This is a genomic window from Pontixanthobacter rizhaonensis (assembly GCF_012972675.1).
Classification (GTDB): domain Bacteria; phylum Pseudomonadota; class Alphaproteobacteria; order Sphingomonadales; family Sphingomonadaceae; genus Pontixanthobacter; species Pontixanthobacter rizhaonensis.
Genome location: NZ_JABCRE010000002.1, coordinates 308,798 through 331,440, shown reverse-complemented (window position 1 = coordinate 331,440; position 22,643 = coordinate 308,798). Strand labels below are relative to the sequence as shown.

Below are 22,643 nucleotides of genomic sequence, written 5' to 3'. Positions count from 1 at the left end.
TCGTCACCCTGAACTTGTTTCAGGGCCCATTTTTCCATCGGCTCAGTTTTCGCGGCGATCATGCAGAGTCCTTGTTTCTGGATCCTGAAACACGCGCTGCTGCGCAGCTGTTCAGGATGATCGAATGAAAATGCAATTCTCATTCGATCACCTTCGGCACGCCAAAGAAGCCGTGTTCAGCAGCAGGCGCATTGGCGAGGATATCATCACGGCGATCACCGCCGGTTTTCGGATCGGCATTCACTACATCTGCACGCAAGCGCAATGCGTTAGGAATGACGGCGGTCATCGGTTCCACATTGCTGCAATCAACCTCGCTCAACTGGTCAACCCAGCCGAGGATTTGATTGAGTTCTGGCACCATACGTTCCAGCTCCGCATCATCCATTTTGATGCGGGCCAGCGAAGCGATTTTCGCGACGTTGGTTTTATCGACGGACATAAGCCTTGCCCTTTATTGGATGGTTCGAAAGGCCGCCACTGGTGCAGCGGCCCTATTCAATTATTGTGCCGGTGGCGCGCCCGGACCAGCTGGTCCGCCGGGGCCGCCTTCACCGCCCTGTTGCTGCTGCATCATCTGTTGCAGCGCGCCCAAGCGGGTCTGGAAATCCTGTTCCGCCATAAATTCTGTGACCTCGATTTCAAAGATCAAATCAGCATTTGGCGGAATAGGAGCGCCTTCTGGCGGATTGGCACCATAGGCTTTCTCAGCCGGGATCTCGAGGACATATTTGCCGCCCTTCTGCACTTGCCGCAAACCTTCAAGGAAGCCATCAATCGCTGCGCCTTCCTGAATGGGGAATGGGTTGCCTTTAGGGAAGATGCCTGGCGGGATTGGCGGATCTTGCGATTCGTCAAACACCGTGCCGTCGGTCAGCTTGCCGACGTAATTGATGAAAACAACGTCGCCCTCGCTCGGCGTCGGGCCTGTGCCCTCCACCAATGTTTCCAGCGAAACACCTTTCGGAATTGCGGCCCAAGCGATGCCGGCCCCGATCGCAATCGCGACAATAATGCCGAGCCATAATTTGGTCAGCGAGCCTTTGGTCACTGGTTTAATCGGTACGCGGGTGACTTCGGTCATCAATTTATCCTGATCTAAATGCGCATTTTCCAACAAAAAGGGCGCGGAGACTGTCCGCGCCCTGATGGCTTATCCCAAAGACTGGTTCAAGCTCTTTGGTGTCAGCAAGCTATGAATTTCCAACCTGTAACAAATACGGGCCGGAAATTAGCCGTCGCGTTCCATACGCTTACGGTCCATCTTACGGGCGCGGCGAACAGCTGCTGCCTTTTCACGGGCGCGCTTTTCGCTTGGCTTTTCATAGTGACGACGCAATTTCATTTCGCGATATACGCCTTCACGCTGCAGCTTCTTCTTGAGCGCGCGGAGGGCTTGATCAACATTATTATCGCGAACCATGATTTGCATAAATTCTAAAACCTTCAAACAAAGGGAATCGGTCCCGCAAAAGAGCAGGCCAGCCCTATAAAACTCAACGAAAAATGGCCGAATCCGCGACGGATCGGCTCGAACACAGGCGCAATTAACGAAACTTGGGTGTTTTGGCAAGAGCGAACGCCCAAAATGCCAGCCTACCCGCCGCCGAAGGTGCTAGCCCTCATCCCGGTTCGGGGCTAAGGGGCTGATCATGTCTTCCATTTCACCACTGGCCGCCACGCTCAATGTTGCATTGGGCGGTGCTGCGGGCGCTGTGCTGCGATACCAAATCGGGCGCGGATTGACCCATTGGCTGGGGCCAAAGGCAGTCATGACATTTCCGTGGGCCACCCTTAGCGTCAATGTGATCGGCAGCCTGCTGATGGGTATGCTGGCGGGCTGGCTGGCCAAGCATGGCGGGGACCAGAATGACGAGCAATGGCGGCTGCTGATCGGCGTGGGCCTGCTGGGCGGGTTCACCACATTTTCTAGTTTCAGCCTGGAATTGATGCTGCTGATTGAACGCGGCCAATGGGGGCTGTCCTTCACCTATGCCGCAGTATCTCTGCTGGCGGGCCTGACCGGGCTATATATCGGATTGATTATTATGAGGCTGGCAGCATGAGCGCGGGCAAAAAAAACATTTCCGGAGAGCCGAAGGAAGGCCCGAAAGAGGGCTCTGGTGCAAATCCGTGGGACGCGGGTAAATCATCCGACAATGTCCGGCAATTTACCGTGGGCCCCGATGATAATGACATCCGGATGGACCGCTGGTTCAAACGCAATCTGCCGCAAATCGGCTTTGCCATGGTCAGCCGGTGGGCGCGGACCGGCCAGATTCGTCTGGATGGCAAGCGGGTTAAACCCGAAGACCGCCTGATGGCCGGGCAAGTGCTGCGCGTACCGCCCGGCGGTGAGACCGCAGCGCGCGGGCCGCGCAAGCGGGAAGAACTGTCGGACGAAGATATTGACCGCGCAGAGCGGATGCTGATCACGCAAGATAAAGCCGCGATTGTCCTCAACAAGCCGCCGGGTCTTGCCACGCAAGGCGGAACCGGCACGCGGGACCATGTTGACCGGTTGCTGGATGCCTTTGCGGATGAGAAATCGCCCCGCCCTCGCCTTGTTCACCGGCTGGATAAAGACACCAGCGGCGTTTTGCTGACCGCCCGCACACCGGGCAGCGCCGCGTTTTTCTCAAAGCATTTCTCCGGCCGCTCGGCCAAGAAAGTCTATTGGGCGCTGGTTGTTGGCGTACCCGAAGTGCATGACGGCATCATCGAAGCCAAGCTTGCCAAACAACCCGGCACTGGCGGCGAGAAAATGCATGTCGATGAGAAAGACGGCCAGACCGCCAAGACCAAATACCGGGTTGTCGACCGCGCCGGAAACCGTGCCGCATGGGTCGAATTGCAGCCTTTTACAGGCCGGACCCACCAGCTCCGCGTCCATATGGCGGCCATTGGCCACCCGATTGTGGGTGACGGCAAATATGGCGGGCAAGACGCATTCCTAACCGGCAGTATCAGCCGTAAAATGCACCTGCACGCGCGGCGCCTGATTATCGAGCATCCCGATGGTGTGCCGCTGGATGCAACTGCCGAATTGCCAGAGCATTTTGCGGGCAGCATGGAACAGCTCGGCTTTGACGAGAATGACAGCGACGCGATGCCAGAGCAGGATCGCGGCCCGATGCCCAAAGCGCTCCAGAAAAAAGCGGCGAAACAGCATTCCAAACAAATCCGCAAAGAAGCACGAGGGGAAAGGCGTGGCCGCGGGCTTGGCGATGGCCCGAAACAGAAGCTGGGCAAGAAATCCGCCGCAAAGTTCGCCAAAGGCACAAAAGGCGGCAAGCCTCCTGAACGCGGCGGCGCGCGCAAAGGCCCCAGCAAAAGAGGGCCCGGCGGAAGAGGGAGAGGCTAATGCACCCGAACCCTTCCTATCGCAGCGATGACCGCGCTTTGATGGAAACGCTACTTGATGAAATCGGTTTTGGCACGGTGTTTCTGACCACGCCGGACGGCCCGCGTGTTGCCCATACTCCGCTCGTTTCGACAGGGGATGGCGCGGTCCAGTTTCATATTGCCCGCGCCAATGCGCTTGCGCGGCATTTAGACGGCGCCACCGCTCTGGCTGTCATCAACGGCCCAGACGCCTATGTCAGCCCGCGTTGGTATAGCAATCGCAAGACGGTGCCGACATGGGATTATATCTCTCTGGAGCTGGAAGGCCGGGTCCGACACATGGATGATGACGGGCTGGAAGCGCTTTTACACACATTGATCGAGCGCGGCGAAACCCGGCTCGGCGGGGATCAGTGGAACGCGCAGGAAACGCCAGCGGATATCTGGGCCAAGCTGTTCGGCGCGATCAGAGGGTTCGAGCTGGAAATTCTGGCATGGCGACCAACGCTGAAACTGCATCAAGGCACAACTGCCGAAGATCGGGCCAATATCGCATCAGGCCTGGAAAATAGCGGCTCACCCGCCCTCGCCCAGTTAATGCGGACTCTAGCCCCATGACCGTGAAACTCGCCATATTTGATTGCGATGGCACGCTGGTTGATGGCCAAGCCAGCATTTGCGAGGCGATGGAAACAGCCTTTGCCACCGCTCGGCTGATCGCACCGCCCCGCAACGACATCCGCCGCATAGTCGGATTGAGCCTGCCGCAAGCCTTACATCAACTCGCGCCAGAGGCGTCCGATGACCAACGCCGGATCGCGGTTGACGCCTATAAGGATGCATTCCGCACCAGCCGAATGGAAGGCCGTTTGCAAGAACCGCTCTATGACGGGATTGCAGCACTGCTTGACCGGTTAAAAACCGCTGGATGGGAATTGGCTGTCGCCACCGGAAAATCGGATCGCGGATTATTTTCCTGTCTGGCTATGCACGGTTTGAGCGACCACTTCATATCCCTGCAAACGGCCGATAGGCACCCGTCCAAACCGCACCCGGCCATGTTGGAAGCCGCGCTGGGCGATGCGATGGCAGAACCCGAAAATGCCGTAATGATCGGTGACACCACTTTCGATATGGAAATGGCCGCAGCGGCCAATGTGCGGGCCATCGGCGTCGATTGGGGGTATCACTCACCCGGCGAATTATTGGCTTTCGGGGCGGATGCGCTGGCAACATCTCCCGCCCATTTAGGGGACCTTATTCTATGACCCGCAATAATAACCTACCCAGCCAAGCCGATGCGGAAGCACAGGCCAAGGTTCATTTCTTTATTATCAGCAGCACGCGGCTGGTGGGTGCAATCTTGGTTATGCTGGCAATTTTGGTGCTGATTGGCACGCTCGATTGGCCCGAATGGGTTGGCTATATATTGCTCGTCATCGGCTTGGTGGACAGCTTTGTAATCCCGCAAATTCTGGTTCGGCGATGGAGCTCGCGCGAAAGATGAAACGGTTCTATAAACTGGCTGAAGCCCGTCCGGTTCAAGGCGGCTATCAAGTGCAGCTGGATGGGCGCGGCGTCAAAACACCGTTGGGCGCGCAGCAGATCGTGCCCACCGGCCCTATCGCAGAAGCGCTGGCGGCAGAATGGAATGCTCAGCCAGAAAAGCTTGATCCTGCCCTATTCCGGTTTCGTGATCTGGCCGATTATGCGATCGACATGGTCGCGCCCGACACAGATGGGACAATCGCCAAGCTTTTGACGTTTTTGGACACGGATACGCTGTGCTACCGCGCAGATCCGGATGAGCCCATTTTCAAGCGTCAAATCTCCGTTTGGGATCCGGTATTGGCGGCATTGGAAAACCGGCACAGTGTGAAATTGGAACGGATCAGCGGAATTATGCACCGCCCGCAACCTGCCGAAACTGTTGCCGCCATTCGCGACTATATGGGCCGATATGATGCCTTTACCCTAAGCGAGCTGATCACCAAGACCTCTCTTGCGGCGTCGCTAACAATCGGGCTGGGTTCGATCGAGCCAGATGCCGATATCGAACAGCTATGGTCGGCGGCCAATCTGGAAGAGGACTGGCAAGTGGAACAATGGGGCAGTGACGCAGAAGCAGAGGCTGTCCGCCAAAGGCGCCAATCCGACTTTATGAACGCGCACGCATTCGGGCAAATGCTGCGGAGCTAATCCGCTGTGCCTGCCCCAACGATCCAGTCGTTAACCTGACCGGCCACATCATTGGCTGCAATATTCAGCGCCTCTGCCACCGGCCCGGCTTCAGCGACGACGCCGCCTTGCACGCTTTCAAAACGCTGAGTGTAGGTGGCGTCAGCACCGACGCTCCACACCGCGTCAAACCGCACGATCACTGATCCATTGCGGGCATCATAGCCAAATTCACGGATGACTCCGCGCAAATTACCGTCTGCCTTCATCCCCGGATCGTCACCATCGATGACAAAGGTGGATGTACGGGCACGGATGGTTTCCGCCATCAGACTACGGAAAAGGCGGGCGGGCTTTTCAATCCACACCGCATCTTTCAAAAATGCGATCTCCGTAGCATCAACCTGCACAGGTACGCGCGTGACATTCAGCTTTGCTGGCGTTTCCAGCGGGAATATGCGGATGGCCGAGCTCTGCCCGCTTTGCGCGGTGACACCGGCTGGCAAAGCGGTGTCAGGGGTCAATGTTAGCAGGCTGGGCGGCGGTTCTGCACCGCCGAAGCTAACACAGCCAGACAATAGAGCGGCACCGGCCAAGGCCATACCGCTGCGAAACATCGTCACCATCATCGATCCCTGTTGTTCTGACACTCTTCTCACGGCTCATACTCCGGCAAGGATGGCGCACCGAGCAGCGACCCTGCCCCTTCATTTTCAATCCGTTCGGTCACGTTGCGAAGCGCCTTGCTTGTGGCCCTTAAGTCCTCAAGAGTGGCTTCTGCTGCAGGCAAAGTCTTTGTGACCAATTGCCGGGTGGCGGGCTGTGTATCTTCCAGTGTGGTCGTCAGCGCGGTGGCTGCTTTGTTGGCAGATGCCAATGTCCCGCGCAGTTCCTTGGCCAGTGCTGCACCTTCTTGATTGAGCAAATTATCTGTGGAGTTTGTAACCTTCTCAAACGCGTCCAACGCTTCGGAAGCCTCTGCCAAAGTGCCTTCCAACTCTGCCATCGTGCGGGTGAATTGCGGCCCGCTTTCGGCATAGCCCGCTGTCACCTTGTTGGTATTTTCCAAAATAGCTTCGAGCTGGCGCTGGTTTTTATCAGATAGCAGCAATGTCATGCGTTCAGTCAGCGTTGCCAAGCGTTCCAGCAAGACAGGTGCGCTGGACAAGAGAGCGCCCAAGCCGCCCGATTTTGGCGGGATCTGCGGGATATCCGCTTCAAAACACGCAGTCGTTTCGCAGGTAATTGGCGGGGCGCCATTGCGGGCACCTTCCAGCAAAATCGTCGATACGCCGGTAAACGACCCTTGGATCGTGGCGGTTGTGCCGATCAGAATTGGAATATCGCTCTCCACCTTGATCCGCACGCGAACGAATTCGAGATTCTCTTCATACAGCTTGATATCGCTGACTTGCCCGACAGGGACACCGGCAAAGGACACTTGCGACCCCGTTGCCAAGCCGGACACATCTTGTCCGAACAGAATATCATACTGCTTCTGCTGGCCTTGCCCCAATTGGGCGAGCCACACGATGCCAGCAGCCAGCGCAGCCAGCAGAACCAAGGTAACTGCACCGACCCAAAGATGATTTGCCCGCGTTTCCATAGTCTGTCCTTATGCCCCTTTACCGGCCGGCTTGTCCATCGCTCTGGAATTACTCGACATAGCGCGTTTGCTTTCCCGTGCCTGTGCCGCCTGCGCAGCGCGGCCGCGCGGACCGGTGAAATAATCCTGGATCCACGGATGATCGGTCGCCAGCAGTTCCGGGATAGTGCCCACCGCAATCACTTTTTTATCCGCCAATACCGCAACGCGGTCGCAGATTTCATACAGCGTATCGAGATCGTGCGTGATCAGAAAAACTGTCAGCCCCAGCGTTTCTTTCAGCTCCTTGGTGAGCTGGTCAAACTTGGCCGCACCGATGGGATCAAGGCCTGCAGTCGGTTCGTCCAGAAACAGCAATTCAGGATCAAGCGCCAGTGCGCGGGCCAGACCGGCACGCTTCTTCATTCCGCCTGATAATTCCGCCGGATATTTGGACGTTGCATCCGCCGGAAGGCCGGATAGCATCACCTTGTATTGCGCAATCTCTCGCAGCAATTCTCGGCCCAGTTCTGGGTAAAACTGTTTCAAGGGAACTTGCACATTCTCGCCCACGGTCAGCGTGGAGAATAACGCGCCGCCTTGAAACAACACGCCCCAGCGGCAACGCACGCCGATTTCTTCATCCGGTTCTGCATCGGTGATAGAATTGCCAAACACTTCGATCTGGCCAGCGACGGGGCGCTGCAACCCGATGATCGAGCGCATAAGCACAGATTTACCGGTGCCCGATCCGCCGACCACGCCCAGAATTTCCCCCTTGCGGACATCCAGCGTCAGATCATCGTGAACCGTTTGGTCACCGAACCGGTTGACCAAGCCCGATATGCGAACCGGAAAATCATCCTGCTGCATCAGCCCCACCCGATCTCAGTGAAGAAGACCGCAAAGAATGCATCCACCACGATCACCATAAAGATAGCCGACACCACAGCTTCTGTCGTGCGCTTGCCGACCTGTTCGGAATCGCCCTTAACCTGCATCCCTTGGTAACAGCCGGCCAATCCGATGATCAGCCCGAACACCGGCGCCTTGATCAACCCAACCCACAGATCATGCACCGGCACAACGTCTTTTATCCGTTCAAGGAACGTCCAGAACGGCACACCCAAGGCCAAGTCACCGATCACGGCACCGCCCACAATGGCAACCACAGCCGAATAGAACCCCAGCAGCGGCATCATCAGGACAGAGGCCAGAATGCGCGGCATCACCAAGGCTTCAATCGGGGAAATGCCGATCGTCCGCATTGCGTCCACTTCTTCGGTAAGCCGCATTGTCCCGATCTGTGCTGCAAAGGCAGAGCCGGACCTGCCCGCCACCATAATAGCAGTCATCAAAACGCCCAATTCGCGCAGAGTGATCCGGCCAACCAAATTGACGGTCAGCGTTTCCGCCCCGAACTGTGCCAATTGGACAGCACCCTGCTGGGCAATCACAATCCCGATCAAGAAGCTCATCAAACCAACGATAGGCAGCGCGCTAACCCCGACCAGTTCGAGCTGCCGGATCAGAGCCTTACCGCGAAAGCGGCCCGGATGCCGGATGAGCGTGCCCGCTGCGAGAATGATCTGGCCCAAAAAGCCAACCACCCCGGCAATACCGAGCAGCAGATTTCGCGTTAAACCGCCAACATGAGAAGGGATGCGCTGCCAGAACGGCGCTTCTTTGCGCTGTATATCACCAGACGAATCGCGCATTTGCACCGCATCGAGCAGACGCTGGCTGCGTTCATCCGCGCCTTCGATTGATGCCCCATGGCGCGCCGCCAAACTGCAGGCCGACCATGCCCCTACCGTATCGATCGCAGTAACCTGCGACAGATCAATGACGGAAACAGGGTCGGCAATGGCGCGCAATTGCTGGTTCAAACCGCCAATTGTGGAGACCAGATACGGGCCGGATAGCACCAGACGGAAGCCGCCAGTGGCGTCATCTTCCAAACTGAACTGGGCACCGTCACTCATATTGGTAAGCTATGCGTTGAAATCATTTGTATCACAAGCCGCAAGTGGCCGGTTGCCTCTAAACTCTGCCGCTGGCAAAGGCGGCTACCGACAGAACAGAAATTCTACAGAAAACCACCATGACCAGCGAACTTTCAAAGACTTTTGATCCATCTTCCATTGAACAGCGGTGGTATAACCACTGGGAAGATAACGGCCTGTTCCGGCCTGAACGCCCGGATGCGCAGCCCTTCACCATTGTGAACCCGCCGCCAAATGTCACCGGATCGCTGCATATTGGCCATGCGCTGGACAATACGCTGCAAGACATCGTGATCCGTTATGAACGGCTGCGCGGTAAAGATGCGCTGTGGGTGGTCGGAATAGACCATGCGGGCATCGCGACGCAGATGGTGGTCGAACGCCAGATGGAGGAAAAGCAGGATAAGCGGACCAATTACAGCCGCGAGGAATTTGTCCAGAAAGTCTGGGACTGGAAGGCGGAAAGCGGCGGAACCATAACGGGGCAATTGCGCCGCCTCGGCTGCTCTATGGATTGGAGCCGCGAGCAATTTACGATGGACGAGCATTTCAGCAAAGCGGTGCTGAAAACCTTTGTCGATTTCTACAATGACGGCCTGATTTACCGCGACAAGCGCTTGGTCAACTGGGACCCGAAGCTGAAAACCGCGATTTCCGATCTGGAAGTCGAAACGCAGGATATTAAGGGCCAGTTCTGGCACTTTAAATATCCGCTGGCAGACGGTGTGACCTTGGCGGATGGCCGCGATTATATCGAAGTTGCCACCACACGCCCGGAAACGATGCTGGCCGATATGGCGGTTGCGGTGCACCCGACTGACGAGCGCTATGCCAGCGTTGTGGGCAAGGAAGTTGTTCTGCCGATTACCGGCCGCCGCGTGAAAATCGTTGAGGATGAACACGCTGATCCTGAACTGGGTAGCGGCGCGGTGAAGATCACACCCGGCCACGATTTCAACGATTTTGAAGTTGGCAAACGCGCAGGGATCGCTGCGGGCGATATGCTCAATATGTTGGATAGCGAGGCCAATGTCTGCCAGACGGCAGACGGTCTGGTGCCCGATGAATATCTTGGCCTGCACCGTTTCAAGCGGGACGGCACCGACGGCGCGCGCGAGCTGGTGGTCAAGCAGCTGAAAGAGCTTGGCCTGCTGATCCCGCACATCACCAAAACGAAAAAGGGTGAGGAACTCGAACTCGATTCCGAACCGCGCACTATCGCCACGCCCTTTGGTGATCGCGGCGGTGTGGTGATCGAACCGTGGCTCACCGATCAATGGTATGTCGATGCGGAAAAACTCGCGGCCCGCCCGATGGAAGCCGTGCGCAATGGCGATATCGAGATTATCCCGCAAAGCTGGGAGAAAACCTTCTTCCACTGGATGGAGAATATCCAGCCGTGGTGCATCTCACGCCAATTGTGGTGGGGCCACCGCATTCCGGCATGGTTTGGACCAAAAGTGTCTGGCGATAAAATTTCTTATGATTTTAGCGGACAAATTGGCTGCGAAACATTTGTCGGCATCGATGAACAAGACGTCTCCTTACAAGCAGAAAAAATCTACAGTAAGGTAGGCTTCAACCAAGTAGCAGTTTTTGACAGCTACGAAGACTTAATCACCAGCGGTATCCTAGCTAAAGGCCACGAAAAGACAGTAGCCCTTTGGCGCGATGAAGACGTCCTCGACACATGGTTCTCCTCCGGTCTGTGGCCTTTTGCCACGCTCGGTTGGCCCGACGAGAACGCGCCGCTCTATCAAAAGCACTACCCCAATGATCTGCTGATCTCCGGCTTTGATATCCTGTTCTTCTGGGATGCGCGGATGGCGATGCAGGGGATGAAGCTGACTGATCAGGCGCCTTGGAAGCGGCTCTATCTGCACGGTCTGGTCCGCGCGGCAGACGGTTCCAAAATGTCCAAATCGAAAGGCAATGTGGTCGATCCGCTTGGCCTGATCGACCAATATGGCGCGGATGCGTTACGGTTCTTTATGGCCGCAATGGAAAGTCAGGGTCGCGACATCAAAATGGATGATGAGCGGGTCAAGGGATACCGCAACTTCGCCACCAAATTATGGAACGCCACCCGTTTCTGCCAATCCAATGGCATTGGCGGCAGCACCACGTTGGAAGCGCCCGCCGCGACCAGCGCAGTCAATCGCTGGATCATTGGCGAAGTGGCGGAAACGCTTGCTAAGCTTGATGCCGCGATGGCCGATCTGCGTTTCGATGCCGCGGCCAATATCATTTACCACTTCACATGGGACACATTCTGCGACTGGTATATCGAACTCGTGAAAGGGAACTTTGACGACGAAACCAAAGCCGTTGCCGGTTGGGTGCTCGACCAGATTCTGGTCATGCTCCACCCCTTCATGCCTTTCGTCACAGAAGAGCTATGGAATGCACAGGCCGACCGCGCGAATTACCCGCTGATCACAGCCAAATGGCCAGAGTTTAGCGCGAGCGTGGATGCTGATGCGAAAGCCGAAGTCGAATGGCTGATCGGACTTACATCGGCTGTACGCGGCGCGAAGAACGAGCTCGGCGTACCGCCCGGTCAAAAGCTGGAAGCCTATTGCCCCGCGCCGAGCGCGCTTGCCGCAGATGCCATCGCGCGCAATTCCGCCGCGATCGAACGGCTGGCCCGGATCACCACGATCCACACCAGCGAAGCGCCCGATGGCGCGGCAATGCAAATCGGGGCGGGTTCCGACACGTTGATTATTCCGCTGGAAGGTCTGGTCGATATCGACGCCGAAAAAGCACGCCTGAATAAAGCGCTGGAGGCTTCTGCCAAAGAAGCCAAGTCGCTCGAAGGCCGCCTATCCAACGCAAACTTCGTCGAACGGGCCAAACCCGATGCGGTCGAAAAGGCCAAGGCCGACTTCGCCCATCACAGTGCAGAGGTGGAGCGGATCACGGCAGCATTGGCACGCTTGGGGTAAGCCAGATGGTGGGTATTTTCCTACCGCGCCGTTTCATGGCATAAGAGCGACACAGGTTTACATCAGCTGATCGCCCTTCATCCCCTTGCACCACGGGGGCAGTCCGCTGAGCTAAGTGTCAACTTTGATATAATGCTGAAAACTTCAATATTTCAGCGTATTAGATATGTTTGTTCCGGTTGACACAGTGTCAACTTTGTCACCTTCGTAGGAAATATTCGATCCCTATGGCGCAATTAACGCTCGCGACTGACGATGATGGGGGGCCGGAAATCTTTGCCTCTGTGCAAGGTGAAGGTCCCAGTGCAGGTATGCCCTGCACGTTCATCCGCCTGTCGCGCTGCAATCTCGCCTGTGTTTGGTGCGACACCGCCTATACTTGGCGGTTTAAAGGCGATGCCCAAAACCCGCCACGCCCGCACCGTGATGATGCGGTGTTTGACCGTAAAGCCAATCAGGTGACGCTCGATATTGCAGATGTGGCCGCGCGTATCGAAGCGCATGGCCAGAACCGGCTCATTATCACTGGCGGGGAGCCGCTGCTGCAATCACCTGCATTGGCCGAATTGCTCAAACAATTGCCAGACATGACAGTCGAGATCGAAACCAACGGCACAACCACTGCGCCCGGCGGCGTCGACATCTGGGTCGACCAATATAATGTCAGTCCGAAACTGGCGCATAGCGGCAACGCGGCTGACCTCGCATTGATACCCGAACGTTTGCGCAGCTATTCGATCGACAAACGGGCATTCTTCAAATTTGTGGTCGCCAGTGAAGCGGATGTAGACGAAGTAGCCGACCTGGTCCGTGCCCATGCGCTGCCCAAAGCCCGCGTCTTTCTGATGCCCGAGGGCACGGATAGCGAGACGCTCCGCACACGTGAGCAATGGATAACACAAAGCTGCTTAAAACACGGCTTCCGGATGAGCGACCGGCTCCATATCCATCTATTCGGAGATACAAGAGGGACGTGAACCCCTACGTTTTTACACCCCTTGGGAACGCCAGCGCTCGACCGTACGGTACACCGCTTCTTCCTCACCGCCGGGCGCATTCCATAGCTCCACAAAGCTTGGATCTTCCGATGCGGGCCGTTTGACTTCTTCCAGATTGTCAAAGGAAACACGGATCGGAATGGCGACACCCTCGCCGCAAATAATACACTCGCGGTTACGCAATGCGGGAATGGAATCGAGGAAGCCGCGCGCACCTTCCGGCATAGCAGCTTTCACAAACGCTTGGTCGCGGTCATTGTTGAGGCGCATCGAAATGATCGTGCCGCATTGCGACAACACACCTTCCGCCAAATCGGATGGTCGCTGGGTAATCAGGCCCAACGAAATACCGTATTTCCGGCCCTCTTTGGCAATCCGGCCAAGGATATTGCCGACCGTAGAACCATCAGCATTGGCTTCATTCGGAACGTATCGGTGGGCTTCTTCGCAGACCAACAGGATGGGGCGGGTTTGCTCTTCCCGGCTCCAAATTGCAAAGTCGAACACCAAGCGGCTGAGAACAGCCACCACGGTAGAGGTAATATCAGAGGGAACGCCCGACACATCAATAATCGAAATCGGCTTCCCATTGCCCGGCATCCGGAACACGGTGGAAATGAAATCTGTCATCGTGTCGCCGACCAACATTCCAGAGAACATAAATTGGTAACGGGGATCGTTCTTCAGCTCATCAAGTTTGTTTTTAAGCCGCATGAACGGGGCGCTGGAGGTGGCTTTGTCCAGCTTGCCCATTTCGTTCTGTATCTCGTTTGCAAGATCAGACAGCAAATACGGGATCGGGGAATCAATCGTGATCTTGCCCATATTCTCAGCCAAGCGGTTTTTGCTGCGGGCAGCCAGCAAGCATCGCGCAAGGATGTCTGCATCAATCTGCCGCTCGTTGCCATTGGACGTCAGCAAAACTTCGCAATGTTCTTCAAAATTCAGCAGCCAATATGGCATTTGCAGATTGTTCACATCGAGGATTTGACCATTGGTCTTGAAGGCAGCGGAATATTCGCCGTGCGGATCGATCATAACGATATGACCGTCTGGCGCAGCTTCGCAAATCCGGTGGAGGAGCAAGGCAGCGCTAGTCGATTTACCGGTACCGGTCGAACCCAGCAGCGCGAAGTGTTTGCCCAGCATCGCATCAATATAGATGCCGGCACGAATGTCTTTTGTCGGGTACACAGTCCCAACCTGAATGTTGGAGCGGCCATCGCTGGCGTATATCTGCCGCAGATCAGCCGTCGTTGCCGGATAAATCATCGCGCCGGGAACGGGATAACGCGTGACACCGCGGCGGAAGCTGCGGATTTTACCGGTCAGCTTTTCTTCCTGACCTTCGCCAAGAAAGTCGATATTGGCAAGAACACCGCCATTGGCGCGGCGGTCTTGCCGCTGGTTGCGGACGCTGGCGAGCAGCCAAGTATCACCCACGCGGATTTTGATCTGGCTACCAACTTGGCCTGCCAGTGCAATCGAAGGATCTTGATCCTGCATACACTCGTTCAGGCGTTGAAGATCCAGAGCGATTTGCGAGCCGGAGCCTGCGATTTCCAGGACGACCCCGATCGGTTGCATCGCATTATCGGCCGCTGCAGCAGAGGCGGCAGGGGCCGGTTGCTGAAAATTCTGATTACCCAAATCACCCATAATGCGCCCACTCAATGCTCTATTGTTCGCGGTATCCCTAGGGTCAGGAAGGTTAATATCGCGTCAATGCTTGGCCTAGATCATGGCAAACAACCGGCCAGCAACCCATCCCATCAGGATGGACAGCGACACAGCGAACAGACCGTAAAGAAGCGACTGGCGCTGAGAAAAGATTTCCACCAATCGGCCAAAGCCAACTTTGCGCACTTCAACTTCCGCGATTTCAGATGCTATCACCCTGCCCCGTGAAATCGCAAATGTCTCTGCCGTATATTGCCCGGTCTGCACGTTGGAGGGCAGCGATATCCGTGCTTGATACAACACTTGTTCGTTGATCTGGACGCCATCCATGTCCTCTTTGAACAGCCCCTGTCTTTGCCGCAAATCTACAAAGCCTTCGGTGAACCGGGCCTGTTCTTCCGGATCAATTGTGCCGCTGGGGGAGAGCTGAATGAAATCCAGACCCAATTCATAAATTGCAGCGGTTCGTTCATCAACAATGCTGGCGATGTCAGTGGATGATGCGACCGCAAAGAAGGATGGGGCCGAACGAAATGCGGTACTTTCCGCGTTGATCCAGATACCACCGATACGGTCTTTTTCCCGCAGGCGGATGGGTTGGGTCGGCCCTTTTAACACTACGACAATATCGTATTCTTGCCCTGCCCGTGTCCCTGATGGGTCAAGAATAGCCCCGAACAGCAATAGCTCTTGGCCAACGAACCCTTGCTCGATCTGCACCTCATGCTGGGAGACTTCTGGCACAAGAATGGGGTCGCGCTGGGCTGACAGCGATACGAAGCACAGCAGAAGGAAAAGCGAACGGATCATAACGGCATAACCGTGTAAATCTCGTCTGGCTGGAAACCAAGGCCGATCAACATCCGAAAGGCAACCAGCAACACAATCGCCGCCAATATTAACCGCAGCCATTCGGGTTTGGCCTTTTGCGCAATCAATGTCCCCAATTGTGCGCCTGTCACCGATCCGAACAGCAGCAAACCTGCCAGCACAATATCAACGGCTTGCGTAGTCAGAGCATGCATCATCGTTGTCGCGATGGTGACAAACAGAATGTTGAACAAAGACGTGCCAACAACCACCCCGGCGCTCATCCCGAGAATGTAGAGCATCGCCGGCACCAAAATGAAGCCGCCCCCGACCCCCATAAGCATGGTCAGAATGCCAACAATGACACCCAGAAAGAGCGGCGCCAACGGAGAAATATAGAGACCTGATCGATAGAAACGCCAACGCAAGGGAAGCGCGGTTACCAGCGGGTGATGCCGCCGGTTGGGCGCGGCTACAGCCTCCACCTCTTTCTTGGGTAGAATAACACCCAGAGCTTCTTTCGCCATCAACGCACCAATCCCCCCAAGCATCACCACATACAGGATATTAATGACGACATCGATCTGGCCGATTGATTGAAAGAAGCGAAACAGCAAAGCGCCGATTGCAGCCCCGAGTAGGCCGCCGACGACGGTTACAGCCCCCAATTTATAGTCCACCCCCTTGCGCTTGGAATGGGCCAACACTCCGGACACGCTGGCACCTGTGACCTGCGTTGATGCTGACGCAGCAGCGACGGTTGGCGGGATGCCATAGAAGATCAGCAGAGGGGTGGTCAGGAACCCGCCGCCAACGCCAAACAACCCGGACAAAATGCCAGTCAGCGCTCCAAGCAGCACAATAACCACACCATTCACCGACAAATTGGCAATGGGTAGATAGACAGGCAGAAGGTCTTCCATGCCGCATCCTTAACCCACCACAGTTAGGGTGGGAAGCCAGCGCGGGCGCAATATGCCAGAATTATCAAGAGCCCGCTTTGCGGCGCCTAAAAGCCAGTAGATACCGTAATTGCCACTCCGGATTGGGACTGTGCATTGCCAGCGACGCGGTGGCGGTAATCGGCGGCAAGCCTAACCGGCGTACCATCAATATCGACAGTAAATGTGACCGCCGGTCCGACATCCAACCGCCCGGTATCTTTTTGAGCTCCGCCCCAAACGCCCGCCCCAACCCGAATTTGGCCCATATCAAATGACCGCACTTCACGGTCCACCCGCAAACCGCCATCAACGAAAGGAGTGGCAAAATCCCCGCCGACATATCCGGCCTGGCCATATAGTTCTGCGCGAAAATCATGGGGCAAAGGCTGCGGATCAATCGCAGTATAGGCGAAAATTGCGGGGCGGATTTCGGTGTTACCCTCTTGGCGGCTCACCCTGATCTCCGCTGCAACAATTGCGGGAATATTCGGCAGCGGTTTTGCGGAAACACCTCCGGCTATATCTTGTTGCCGGTTATCATCCAATGCAGCTGTCGCGCGAACGTAAGCTGCCGGTTCTCGTCCTTGACCAGGCGCAATCTGATATCGCAGGATAAGACCCGCTTGGCTGGCGCCATAGAGAGGGGGCCGAACCCCGTTCACCCCTCTCCGATCCAACCCGCGATCAGGCCTGTAAAACAACCAACCATCCATCGACCACTTACTGGAAGAGGGCTCACCCGGGTCGCTGCGAATAAGCTGATTGGAGGTAGCATTTTCGGTCAAGGAATGGGGCGCGGCACCCTCGCCCGCACCACTGATGGGTGCTTGGGTCAATGGCGTATCAAAGGTTTCAACATATGCCGGCAAGGAACTTGGTGAGCTGAGACTTGTAAAAGCAAATGCTGGCTTCGCGAAGTCTGTACCTAGAATGGCCTGATCACGGCTATTTGGTTGGCTCAAAATGTGAGCAGACGAGCGCAGAACCTCTATCTCTGATGAGGCGTCGGCACTTTGATGCAAATCGGGAATGATTTCACCGCTGGCCTCATCTATCAGCGGATCCGCAGAGGGAAACGGTGATTGCCACGAAACAATCCGAACTCCGACATAGAGCGCGATCACGCCGGCCAAAGCATATAGCGGGTGGCCTTTAGGCCGCCGAACAGCAGGGATCATCTTGTGCCCTCAGCTCGCATTGATGCGGGATGCGCTAGATGGTCGGTTTTATCCCACTGAGGCAATTTACCCTTCAGAGTGGATAGATATGCGGCCAACGCCCTGCGCCCGGCCATAATCGCAATGACATTGGCCACCGGAATACGCAGCACAGCCCAAAGACCCTCACGCCAGCCATATTCGCGCGTGGTGAACGCGAAACGCATGCATGCTCGCCATATAAAGCTCAAAAAATTGAGGAACAGAATGGTCTTCAGAGCTGCGGTCAATGATGACGGCTCCCCAAAACCGTTTGCGCTTAAGGTCCAGCTCAAAACCGACAGAACCAGAAGGACATATGCTATTGCCAGCACCAATGCCGTAAACGGCCCCCGCCGGTCGCGTAACCGCATCCAAATTTCACTAGGCTGTGCCTTCCACCCAAGCCGATCCCAACTTTGGAAAGCGATACCGTGTATCCAGCGGGTCTTTTGGCGGACGGATTCTTCAAGCCGTCCCGGAAAACATGCACGAGTGGCGACCAGATCACCATTGCGATGACGCTGCCGGATGAAACGTGACCTGCCGCCCAACTCTGCTACGCCCAGACCAAGCTCGTAATCTTCGGTCAGGCATTCGGCTGAAAACGGCATCCGGTCGGCCTTTGTCGCCGCCAACCTACCAAGCATAGGACGTGCTATCGCACATCCGACACCGGCGAGAGGCATGGCCGCTCCCAAAGCGTCTCTCACAACCATTGCCTTGCCATGCGCTTCGGCAAACTCCTCCTGATAATGACCCGATATCCAAGGATAATCCGGCTGTTTCACAGGAAGGACGGGAAGCTGCACAAGATCATAGTGCGGTATCGCATTTTGAATAATGGGAAGCGCGGCCGGGTCGACCATGTCTTCTGCATCATGCAGTATGATCTGGGCTGTCTTAATTCCGTGACGCTTCTCATCATCAATCAGCGCCTGATAGAGGCGGTTCAGACAATCAGCCTTCGTTGTCGGCCCTTCCCGATCATGGACCACGACCCGAACACGAGGATCACCAGACGAAGCCGAGATTACGGCCCCAATAGTATCAGGGTCATTGCAATAGCACCCAACATATACCCTTAGCTTGGCATCGGGCCAGACTGACAAAGCGTGGCGGACCGTCGAACCGATAACGCTCGCTTCCTGCCATGTTGGGATAAAAACCGCTGCGCATTCTGACTGCATGATGGGCTTTGTGTCATCATAGGTCGCGGTAACCGCCTGACCAGTGAGTTTCAGCCAAAGCCAGGCACAATCCATGACAAGCTCGTCCAGCGAACCAATCAGAAAAAAAATTCCAGCGAATAAAAGCAACTCGTGCTGAAACAGCACAAACCACTGCCATGCAGTGAAATCACCCATTTTTTGACCCCTGCCCGTGAGGTCCTCATCACAAAATAGACTATCCGACGTAGCCACCCCTTGCAACGGATAAAGAATTGCGAAAGAGGGACTGAACATATGGCAGATAACAAATTACCCCTCCGCTCTGTATTCGCTCCCGTCCGGGCCTTGTTCGTTGGCGATGCTTCCGCTGGTATATTGCTCATCTTGGTGGCTGCCGCTGCCATGCTAGCGGCAAACTCAACCCTTGCGGGCGAATATGATGCTTTGTTCAACAACACATTCGCTTGGTATCCTCACGAAAAACTCAAGTCGCTTCACTATGTGATCAATGACGGATTGATGGCGATCTTCTTTTTCGTGGTTGGTCTGGAAGTAAAACGAGAGGTCGTCTGCGGTCAGTTGGCGACACCAGAGCAGCGCCGATTGCCGGTACTTGCAGCTGTCGCCGGCATGCTCGTGCCAGCAGCTGTTTACCTGGTGATTGCCGGCGGGGAGCCGCAGCTTATCCGGGGTTGGGCTATACCGGCAGCGACTGACATCGCTTTTGCTATGGGCGTGCTGGGGCTACTCGGCAGCCGGGTGCCTGCTTCGCTTCGTCTGTTTCTACTGACTGTTGCGATTGTCGACGATATTGGCGCGGTGCTCGTGATCGCCATCTTTTATTCCGAGATCGGATCACAGGAATTGATGTGGATCGTCGCTTCTCTTGTGGTGCTTGGCGGCATGATTGCCATGAATCGCGCACAAGTAAGCAGAACATGGCCCTATATTGTGGCGGCATTACTGCTGTGGGTTTGCGTCCTGAGTTCGGGGGTTCACGCAACAATCGCTGGGGTTGCCGCCGCCCTGACCATTCCAATGCACCGCAAAGATGGGAACAGTCTGCTGGAAAAGCTGGAACATGGCTTGGCCCCATGGAGCGCCTACGCAATTGTTCCGATTTTCGGTTTCGCCAATGCGGGCGTTAATCTCAGCGGCATAGGTATGGATAAGATGCTCGATCCACTGCCGCTAGCGGTTGCAGCAGGTTTGGTTGTCGGCAAACAGCTGGGTATCTTTAGCTGTATCTTTATCGCTGCCAAAATTGGCTTCGCTAAGCCACCCAAAGGGGCAAGCTGGACAGAGATTTGGGGGATTTCGATCCTGTGCGGCATTGGCTTTACCATGTCGCTATTCATCGGCGAGCTGGCATTTCCAGGCTATCGCTTGTTAATCGATGAGGCAAAAATCGGCATTCTGGCAGGATCGGTTATTTCCGCAGTGTTGGGGTATGTGGTTCTACGGCTGACCACAACACACCCCAACGATCGAACTGCAGAATCCGACCCTGCCTAAATCAGCGCTGGTGCTACCAGCTGCCTGTATTTTCCATGCTCGCCCAAGGCTCTTGCGGCGGCAGGCTGCCTTCTTGAAGCAGTTCTATAGATATCCCGTCGGGTGATTTGACAAACGCCATGTGCCCATCGCGCGGGGGCCGGTTAATAGTAACCCCAGCATCCATCAAGCGTTGGCAAGTCTCGTAAACATTCTCCACCCGGTAAGCGAGATGGCCGAAATTGCGACCCGCGTCATACACTTCTGCGTCGCTGCCATCTTCGGCGGGCCAATTGTAAGTAAGTTCAACCTCAGCCAGACCTTCTTGCCCCGGTGCGGCGAGAAAGATGAGCGTGAAACGTCCAGCTTCCACATCAAAACGCCGCACTTCCTCCAATCCGATCAACTTGAAAAATTCAACCGTCGCAACCGGGTCGGTCACACGGATCATACTGTGCAGATATTTAGTCACTGGAAACTCCATTCGTCGCTATTCAAGCACAGTTCATCGGAAATTCTTCAATTGAGCCACGTCGCTCAACCGATTGCCGAGAGGAACCAAGATGACTGATACTACAAGTGAAACACCCCCAACCGCCACCCCCTTTTGGCAACAGCAAACGACCCGGCTCTGGCTAAGTGCCTCAACCATTATAGCGATTGGACTGATAGCTGGGGGCTTTTTGCTTGGCGACGGGCTTGTCCGCGCGAAAGAGGCTGATCGATCCGTGACGGTTCGCGGATTGGCAGAGCGCGAGGTGACAGCGGATTTGGCCACATGGACAGTCGCCTATTCTGCCAGCGCGCCGGATCTACAATCGGCCCAAGCAGCGGTCGATCAAGACACCAAGTCGATCGAGGAATTCTTCAAAAAAATCGGTTTTCCCGAAGAGGCGCTTCAACCAACCGGCGTCAATGTCTCTTTCTATTCTGATCGCGGCGTTCCCCGATACACAGTGCGTCAACGCTTGACCCTGCGCACAACAGATATTGAACGGGCGGAAAACGCAGTTAAGCGGCAAGTTGAACTGGTTCGCCGCGGCGTGGTGTTAGAAGATGGTTCGGGCATGGCCTACACATTCACCAAACTGGATGAAATCAAGCCGGATATGGTTGCCGCAGCGACCAAAGACGCCAGAGCAGCCGCCGAGCAATTCGCTTCTGACAGTGGGACGGGTGTCGGCAAAATACGCAAAGCCACCCAAGGGTACTTCTCTATCGATGCCCGCGACGGGGAAGCTGGTGGCTGGGGAGTGAGCGATACCCCCTACAAAAAGGTGAGGGTCGTCACGACCGTCGACTTTTCTCTGGACTAAAACAACAAGGCCCGCCGCGCTCACCCATGGTGAGCGGGACGGGCCCGGTTATGTACGCGGCTTCTTAGAAGCTGGCGCTCAACGTTACGACAAATGCATCGTCGACAAAGTCATACGCAGGAGCGACGATATCGCCTTCTGCGCCAGTGTAGGCTGCACCAAGCGTAAGAGGTGTGCCTGGAATGGCCGCTTCTGCGCCAATCGACCAGTCAAACGCTTTGCTGTCGCCTGTGAAGGTCAAGAAGCCATCGGTGTAACCGAGGTGACCCGTAACTGTCAGCGGGGTGTCCGGAATTCCGATGCCCAAATCAGTGTAGACATAGGTGTTGTCCGTGCTGCCCAAAGAATCTTGGTCAGGCGCATAAGCCACACCAACGGTGGCTTCTGCCGGACCGAAAGTGAAACCTACGGAGCCATAGAATTCGGTGTAATCGAAATCACCGGGACCTGCATCGGGATAGATGTACTGGATGACACCGACATCGATGCTGACGCCTTCAGCGACTTCGCCGCTCCAACCGCCATAGATGTCGAGTTCTGTACTACCGAAGCCGACCGTCGTTTCATCGAGCGACGATGCCCAGGTTCCAACATAAATACCCGAATCGTGAGCGACATCGACACCGCCTTGGATGGCGAACTCGCCACCAGACAGATCAACACCGCGGAAGCGGTACTCGCTGGTCATCGCAACATTTGCGGAAACGGAGATGGATGATTCTTCTTCCTGCGCAAAAGCAGTAGTAGAAGACATTGCAGCACAAGCTGCGAGAGTAACTGCGGTAAGACCGCGGATGGACGTTAGCATACCAATTAGTTCCTTGGTTTAGGTGTTGCTTCGTCCCACCTGCATATTCACCGGCCGCCTCGTTTTAATGTGCGTTCTCGTGCGAATATGAAATAATCTTGCCGCGACATGCTGCGCCGCACAAGGGTAATTTCACCAAAGTCTACAACTTGGCAAAAAGTGT

Annotated in this window: 24 protein-coding genes; 10 read left to right on the top strand and 14 right to left on the bottom strand. The window is 55.7% G+C overall.

The window, feature by feature from the left end:
• Nucleotides 1-139 precede the first annotated feature (139 nt).
• The 3 genes from gatC to rpsU form a co-directional block, all read right to left on the bottom strand.
• Nucleotides 140-442 carry an Asp-tRNA(Asn)/Glu-tRNA(Gln) amidotransferase subunit GatC gene (gatC, locus tag HKD42_RS01465; RefSeq protein ID WP_170009622.1) on the bottom strand — a complete coding sequence of 101 codons (303 nt, stop codon included), beginning with the start codon at nt 440-442 and terminating at the stop codon, nt 140-142.
• 60 nt (nt 443-502) lie between these two features.
• On the bottom strand, nt 503-1,084 hold the full coding sequence (locus HKD42_RS01460) for an FKBP-type peptidyl-prolyl cis-trans isomerase (protein WP_170009620.1): 582 nt from the start codon (nt 1,082-1,084) through the stop codon (nt 503-505).
• Nucleotides 1,085-1,231: 147 nt separating this feature from the next.
• The gene (rpsU, locus tag HKD42_RS01455; protein ID WP_067611817.1) at nt 1,232-1,432 is read right to left on the bottom strand and encodes a 30S ribosomal protein S21; all 201 of its coding nucleotides are present in this window, start codon (nt 1,430-1,432) and stop codon (nt 1,232-1,234) included.
• Between the two features lie 220 nt (nt 1,433-1,652).
• Between rpsU and crcB the strand changes: the two genes are divergently transcribed.
• The 6 genes from crcB (at nt 1,653) to HKD42_RS01425 (ending at nt 5,544) form a co-directional block, all read left to right on the top strand.
• Nucleotides 1,653-2,066 (top strand): fluoride efflux transporter CrcB, encoded by a 414-nt coding sequence (gene crcB, locus HKD42_RS01450; RefSeq protein ID WP_170009618.1) that lies wholly within the window; start codon nt 1,653-1,655, stop codon nt 2,064-2,066.
• A 137-nt stretch (nt 2,067-2,203) separates the two neighbouring features.
• Entirely contained in the window at nt 2,204-3,364 is a 1,161-nt protein-coding gene (locus HKD42_RS01445; RefSeq protein WP_246236815.1) for an RluA family pseudouridine synthase, read from the top strand.
• A complete protein-coding gene (locus HKD42_RS01440; RefSeq protein WP_170009614.1) occupies nt 3,364-3,963 on the top strand; it encodes an FMN-binding negative transcriptional regulator in 600 nt (199 codons plus the stop codon). Before HKD42_RS01445 ends, HKD42_RS01440 begins: the two co-directional genes overlap by 1 nt.
• A complete protein-coding gene (locus HKD42_RS01435) occupies nt 3,960-4,613 on the top strand; it encodes an HAD-IA family hydrolase (protein WP_170009612.1) in 654 nt (217 codons plus the stop codon). Before HKD42_RS01440 ends, HKD42_RS01435 begins: the two co-directional genes overlap by 4 nt.
• Nucleotides 4,610-4,852, top strand: coding sequence for a hypothetical protein (locus HKD42_RS01430; RefSeq protein ID WP_170009156.1), 243 nt, complete (start codon nt 4,610-4,612; stop codon nt 4,850-4,852). Before HKD42_RS01435 ends, HKD42_RS01430 begins: the two co-directional genes overlap by 4 nt.
• A complete protein-coding gene (locus HKD42_RS01425) occupies nt 4,849-5,544 on the top strand; it encodes an ATP12 family chaperone protein (RefSeq protein ID WP_170009610.1) in 696 nt (231 codons plus the stop codon). The genes HKD42_RS01430 and HKD42_RS01425 overlap by 4 nt, the downstream gene beginning before the upstream one ends.
• Here HKD42_RS01425 and HKD42_RS01420 read toward each other — a convergent pair.
• Genes HKD42_RS01420 through HKD42_RS01405 form a run of 4 tightly spaced genes read right to left on the bottom strand, consistent with a single transcriptional unit; the run spans nt 5,541 to nt 9,093 of the window.
• The gene (locus HKD42_RS01420) at nt 5,541-6,173 is read right to left on the bottom strand and encodes an ABC-type transport auxiliary lipoprotein family protein (protein ID WP_343042114.1); all 633 of its coding nucleotides are present in this window, start codon (nt 6,171-6,173) and stop codon (nt 5,541-5,543) included. The genes HKD42_RS01425 and HKD42_RS01420 overlap by 4 nt on opposite strands.
• 5 nt (nt 6,174-6,178) lie before the next feature.
• Nucleotides 6,179-7,129, bottom strand: coding sequence for an MlaD family protein (locus HKD42_RS01415; protein WP_170009608.1), 951 nt, complete (start codon nt 7,127-7,129; stop codon nt 6,179-6,181).
• Between the two features lie 9 nt (nt 7,130-7,138).
• A complete protein-coding gene (locus HKD42_RS01410) occupies nt 7,139-7,981 on the bottom strand; it encodes an ABC transporter ATP-binding protein (protein WP_170009606.1) in 843 nt (280 codons plus the stop codon).
• Entirely contained in the window at nt 7,981-9,093 is a 1,113-nt protein-coding gene (locus HKD42_RS01405) for an ABC transporter permease (protein WP_170009604.1), read from the bottom strand. Before HKD42_RS01405 ends, HKD42_RS01410 begins: the two co-directional genes overlap by 1 nt.
• Before the next feature lie 119 nt (nt 9,094-9,212).
• On the opposite strand from HKD42_RS01405, the gene HKD42_RS01400 reads away from it, so the two are divergent.
• Together HKD42_RS01400 and HKD42_RS01395 are read left to right on the top strand one after the other, a co-directional pair.
• Nucleotides 9,213-12,062, top strand: coding sequence for a valine--tRNA ligase (locus HKD42_RS01400; RefSeq protein ID WP_170009602.1), 2,850 nt, complete (start codon nt 9,213-9,215; stop codon nt 12,060-12,062).
• A gap of 227 nt (nt 12,063-12,289) precedes the next feature.
• Nucleotides 12,290-13,039 carry a 7-carboxy-7-deazaguanine synthase QueE gene (locus tag HKD42_RS01395; RefSeq protein WP_170009600.1) on the top strand — a complete coding sequence of 250 codons (750 nt, stop codon included), beginning with the start codon at nt 12,290-12,292 and terminating at the stop codon, nt 13,037-13,039.
• A gap of 12 nt (nt 13,040-13,051) precedes the next feature.
• Here HKD42_RS01395 and HKD42_RS01390 read toward each other — a convergent pair whose 3' ends face one another.
• The 5 genes from HKD42_RS01390 to HKD42_RS01370 all read right to left on the bottom strand — a co-directional run bounded on the left by HKD42_RS01390 (nt 13,052) and on the right by HKD42_RS01370 (nt 19,057).
• Entirely contained in the window at nt 13,052-14,719 is a 1,668-nt protein-coding gene (locus HKD42_RS01390) for an ATP-binding protein (protein ID WP_170009598.1), read from the bottom strand.
• A gap of 75 nt (nt 14,720-14,794) precedes the next feature.
• Nucleotides 14,795-15,550, bottom strand: a complete 756-nt coding sequence (locus HKD42_RS01385) for a TIGR02186 family protein (protein WP_170009596.1) — start codon at nt 15,548-15,550, stop codon at nt 14,795-14,797.
• Nucleotides 15,547-16,461: a sulfite exporter TauE/SafE family protein gene (locus tag HKD42_RS01380; protein WP_170012009.1), complete on the bottom strand. Its 915-nt coding sequence runs from the start codon at nt 16,459-16,461 to the stop codon at nt 15,547-15,549. The genes HKD42_RS01385 and HKD42_RS01380 overlap by 4 nt, the downstream gene beginning before the upstream one ends.
• Nucleotides 16,462-16,559: 98 nt before the next feature.
• Nucleotides 16,560-17,672 (bottom strand): hypothetical protein, encoded by a 1,113-nt coding sequence (locus tag HKD42_RS01375; RefSeq protein WP_170009594.1) that lies wholly within the window; start codon nt 17,670-17,672, stop codon nt 16,560-16,562.
• The gene (locus HKD42_RS01370; protein WP_170009592.1) at nt 17,669-19,057 is read right to left on the bottom strand and encodes a glycosyl transferase family protein; all 1,389 of its coding nucleotides are present in this window, start codon (nt 19,055-19,057) and stop codon (nt 17,669-17,671) included. The genes HKD42_RS01375 and HKD42_RS01370 overlap by 4 nt, the downstream gene beginning before the upstream one ends.
• A 99-nt stretch (nt 19,058-19,156) precedes the next feature.
• Here HKD42_RS01370 and nhaA point away from each other — a divergent pair, with 99 nt between their 5' ends.
• Complete coding sequence (nhaA, locus tag HKD42_RS01365) at nt 19,157-20,377, top strand: Na+/H+ antiporter NhaA (RefSeq protein WP_170009590.1); 1,221 nt, start codon at nt 19,157-19,159, stop codon at nt 20,375-20,377.
• Between the two features lie 13 nt (nt 20,378-20,390).
• Here the strand turns inward: nhaA and HKD42_RS01360 are convergent, their stop codons facing one another.
• Nucleotides 20,391-20,828, bottom strand: coding sequence for a VOC family protein (locus tag HKD42_RS01360; protein WP_170009588.1), 438 nt, complete (start codon nt 20,826-20,828; stop codon nt 20,391-20,393).
• 91 nt (nt 20,829-20,919) lie between these two features.
• Here HKD42_RS01360 and HKD42_RS01355 point away from each other — a divergent pair, with 91 nt between their 5' ends.
• Nucleotides 20,920-21,672 carry an SIMPL domain-containing protein gene (locus HKD42_RS01355; RefSeq protein WP_170009586.1) on the top strand — a complete coding sequence of 251 codons (753 nt, stop codon included), beginning with the start codon at nt 20,920-20,922 and terminating at the stop codon, nt 21,670-21,672.
• A 64-nt stretch (nt 21,673-21,736) separates the two neighbouring features.
• Here HKD42_RS01355 and HKD42_RS01350 read toward each other — a convergent pair whose 3' ends face one another.
• Nucleotides 21,737-22,480 (bottom strand): TorF family putative porin, encoded by a 744-nt coding sequence (locus HKD42_RS01350; protein ID WP_170009584.1) that lies wholly within the window; start codon nt 22,478-22,480, stop codon nt 21,737-21,739.
• Nucleotides 22,481-22,643 lie beyond the last annotated feature (163 nt).

Bases quoted from the DNA above. Each gene is read 5' to 3' on its own strand.
- HKD42_RS01370 (WP_170009592.1), bottom strand. From the start codon at position 19,057: ATGGGTGATTTCACTGCATGGCAGTGGTTTGTGCTGTTTCAGCACGAG.
- HKD42_RS01350 (WP_170009584.1), bottom strand. From the start codon at position 22,480: ATGCTAACGTCCATCCGCGGTCTTACCGCAGTTACTCTCGCAGCTTGT.
- crcB (WP_170009618.1), top strand. From the start codon at position 1,653: ATGTCTTCCATTTCACCACTGGCCGCCACGCTCAATGTTGCATTGGGC.
- nhaA (WP_170009590.1), top strand. From the start codon at position 19,157: ATGGCAGATAACAAATTACCCCTCCGCTCTGTATTCGCTCCCGTCCGG.
- HKD42_RS01415 (WP_170009608.1), bottom strand. From the start codon at position 7,129: ATGGAAACGCGGGCAAATCATCTTTGGGTCGGTGCAGTTACCTTGGTT.
- gatC (WP_170009622.1), bottom strand. From the start codon at position 442: ATGTCCGTCGATAAAACCAACGTCGCGAAAATCGCTTCGCTGGCCCGC.
- HKD42_RS01405 (WP_170009604.1), bottom strand. From the start codon at position 9,093: ATGAGTGACGGTGCCCAGTTCAGTTTGGAAGATGACGCCACTGGCGGC.
- HKD42_RS01425 (WP_170009610.1), top strand. From the start codon at position 4,849: ATGAAACGGTTCTATAAACTGGCTGAAGCCCGTCCGGTTCAAGGCGGC.
- HKD42_RS01355 (WP_170009586.1), top strand. From the start codon at position 20,920: ATGACTGATACTACAAGTGAAACACCCCCAACCGCCACCCCCTTTTGG.
- HKD42_RS01385 (WP_170009596.1), bottom strand. From the start codon at position 15,550: ATGATCCGTTCGCTTTTCCTTCTGCTGTGCTTCGTATCGCTGTCAGCC.
- HKD42_RS01435 (WP_170009612.1), top strand. From the start codon at position 3,960: ATGACCGTGAAACTCGCCATATTTGATTGCGATGGCACGCTGGTTGAT.
- HKD42_RS01400 (WP_170009602.1), top strand. From the start codon at position 9,213: ATGACCAGCGAACTTTCAAAGACTTTTGATCCATCTTCCATTGAACAG.
- HKD42_RS01430 (WP_170009156.1), top strand. From the start codon at position 4,610: ATGACCCGCAATAATAACCTACCCAGCCAAGCCGATGCGGAAGCACAG.
- rpsU (WP_067611817.1), bottom strand. From the start codon at position 1,432: ATGCAAATCATGGTTCGCGATAATAATGTTGATCAAGCCCTCCGCGCG.
- HKD42_RS01410 (WP_170009606.1), bottom strand. From the start codon at position 7,981: ATGCAGCAGGATGATTTTCCGGTTCGCATATCGGGCTTGGTCAACCGG.
- HKD42_RS01440 (WP_170009614.1), top strand. From the start codon at position 3,364: ATGCACCCGAACCCTTCCTATCGCAGCGATGACCGCGCTTTGATGGAA.
- HKD42_RS01445 (WP_246236815.1), top strand. From the start codon at position 2,204: ATGGACCGCTGGTTCAAACGCAATCTGCCGCAAATCGGCTTTGCCATG.
- HKD42_RS01460 (WP_170009620.1), bottom strand. From the start codon at position 1,084: ATGACCGAAGTCACCCGCGTACCGATTAAACCAGTGACCAAAGGCTCG.
- HKD42_RS01390 (WP_170009598.1), bottom strand. From the start codon at position 14,719: ATGGGTGATTTGGGTAATCAGAATTTTCAGCAACCGGCCCCTGCCGCC.
- HKD42_RS01375 (WP_170009594.1), bottom strand. From the start codon at position 17,672: ATGATCCCTGCTGTTCGGCGGCCTAAAGGCCACCCGCTATATGCTTTG.
- HKD42_RS01395 (WP_170009600.1), top strand. From the start codon at position 12,290: ATGGCGCAATTAACGCTCGCGACTGACGATGATGGGGGGCCGGAAATC.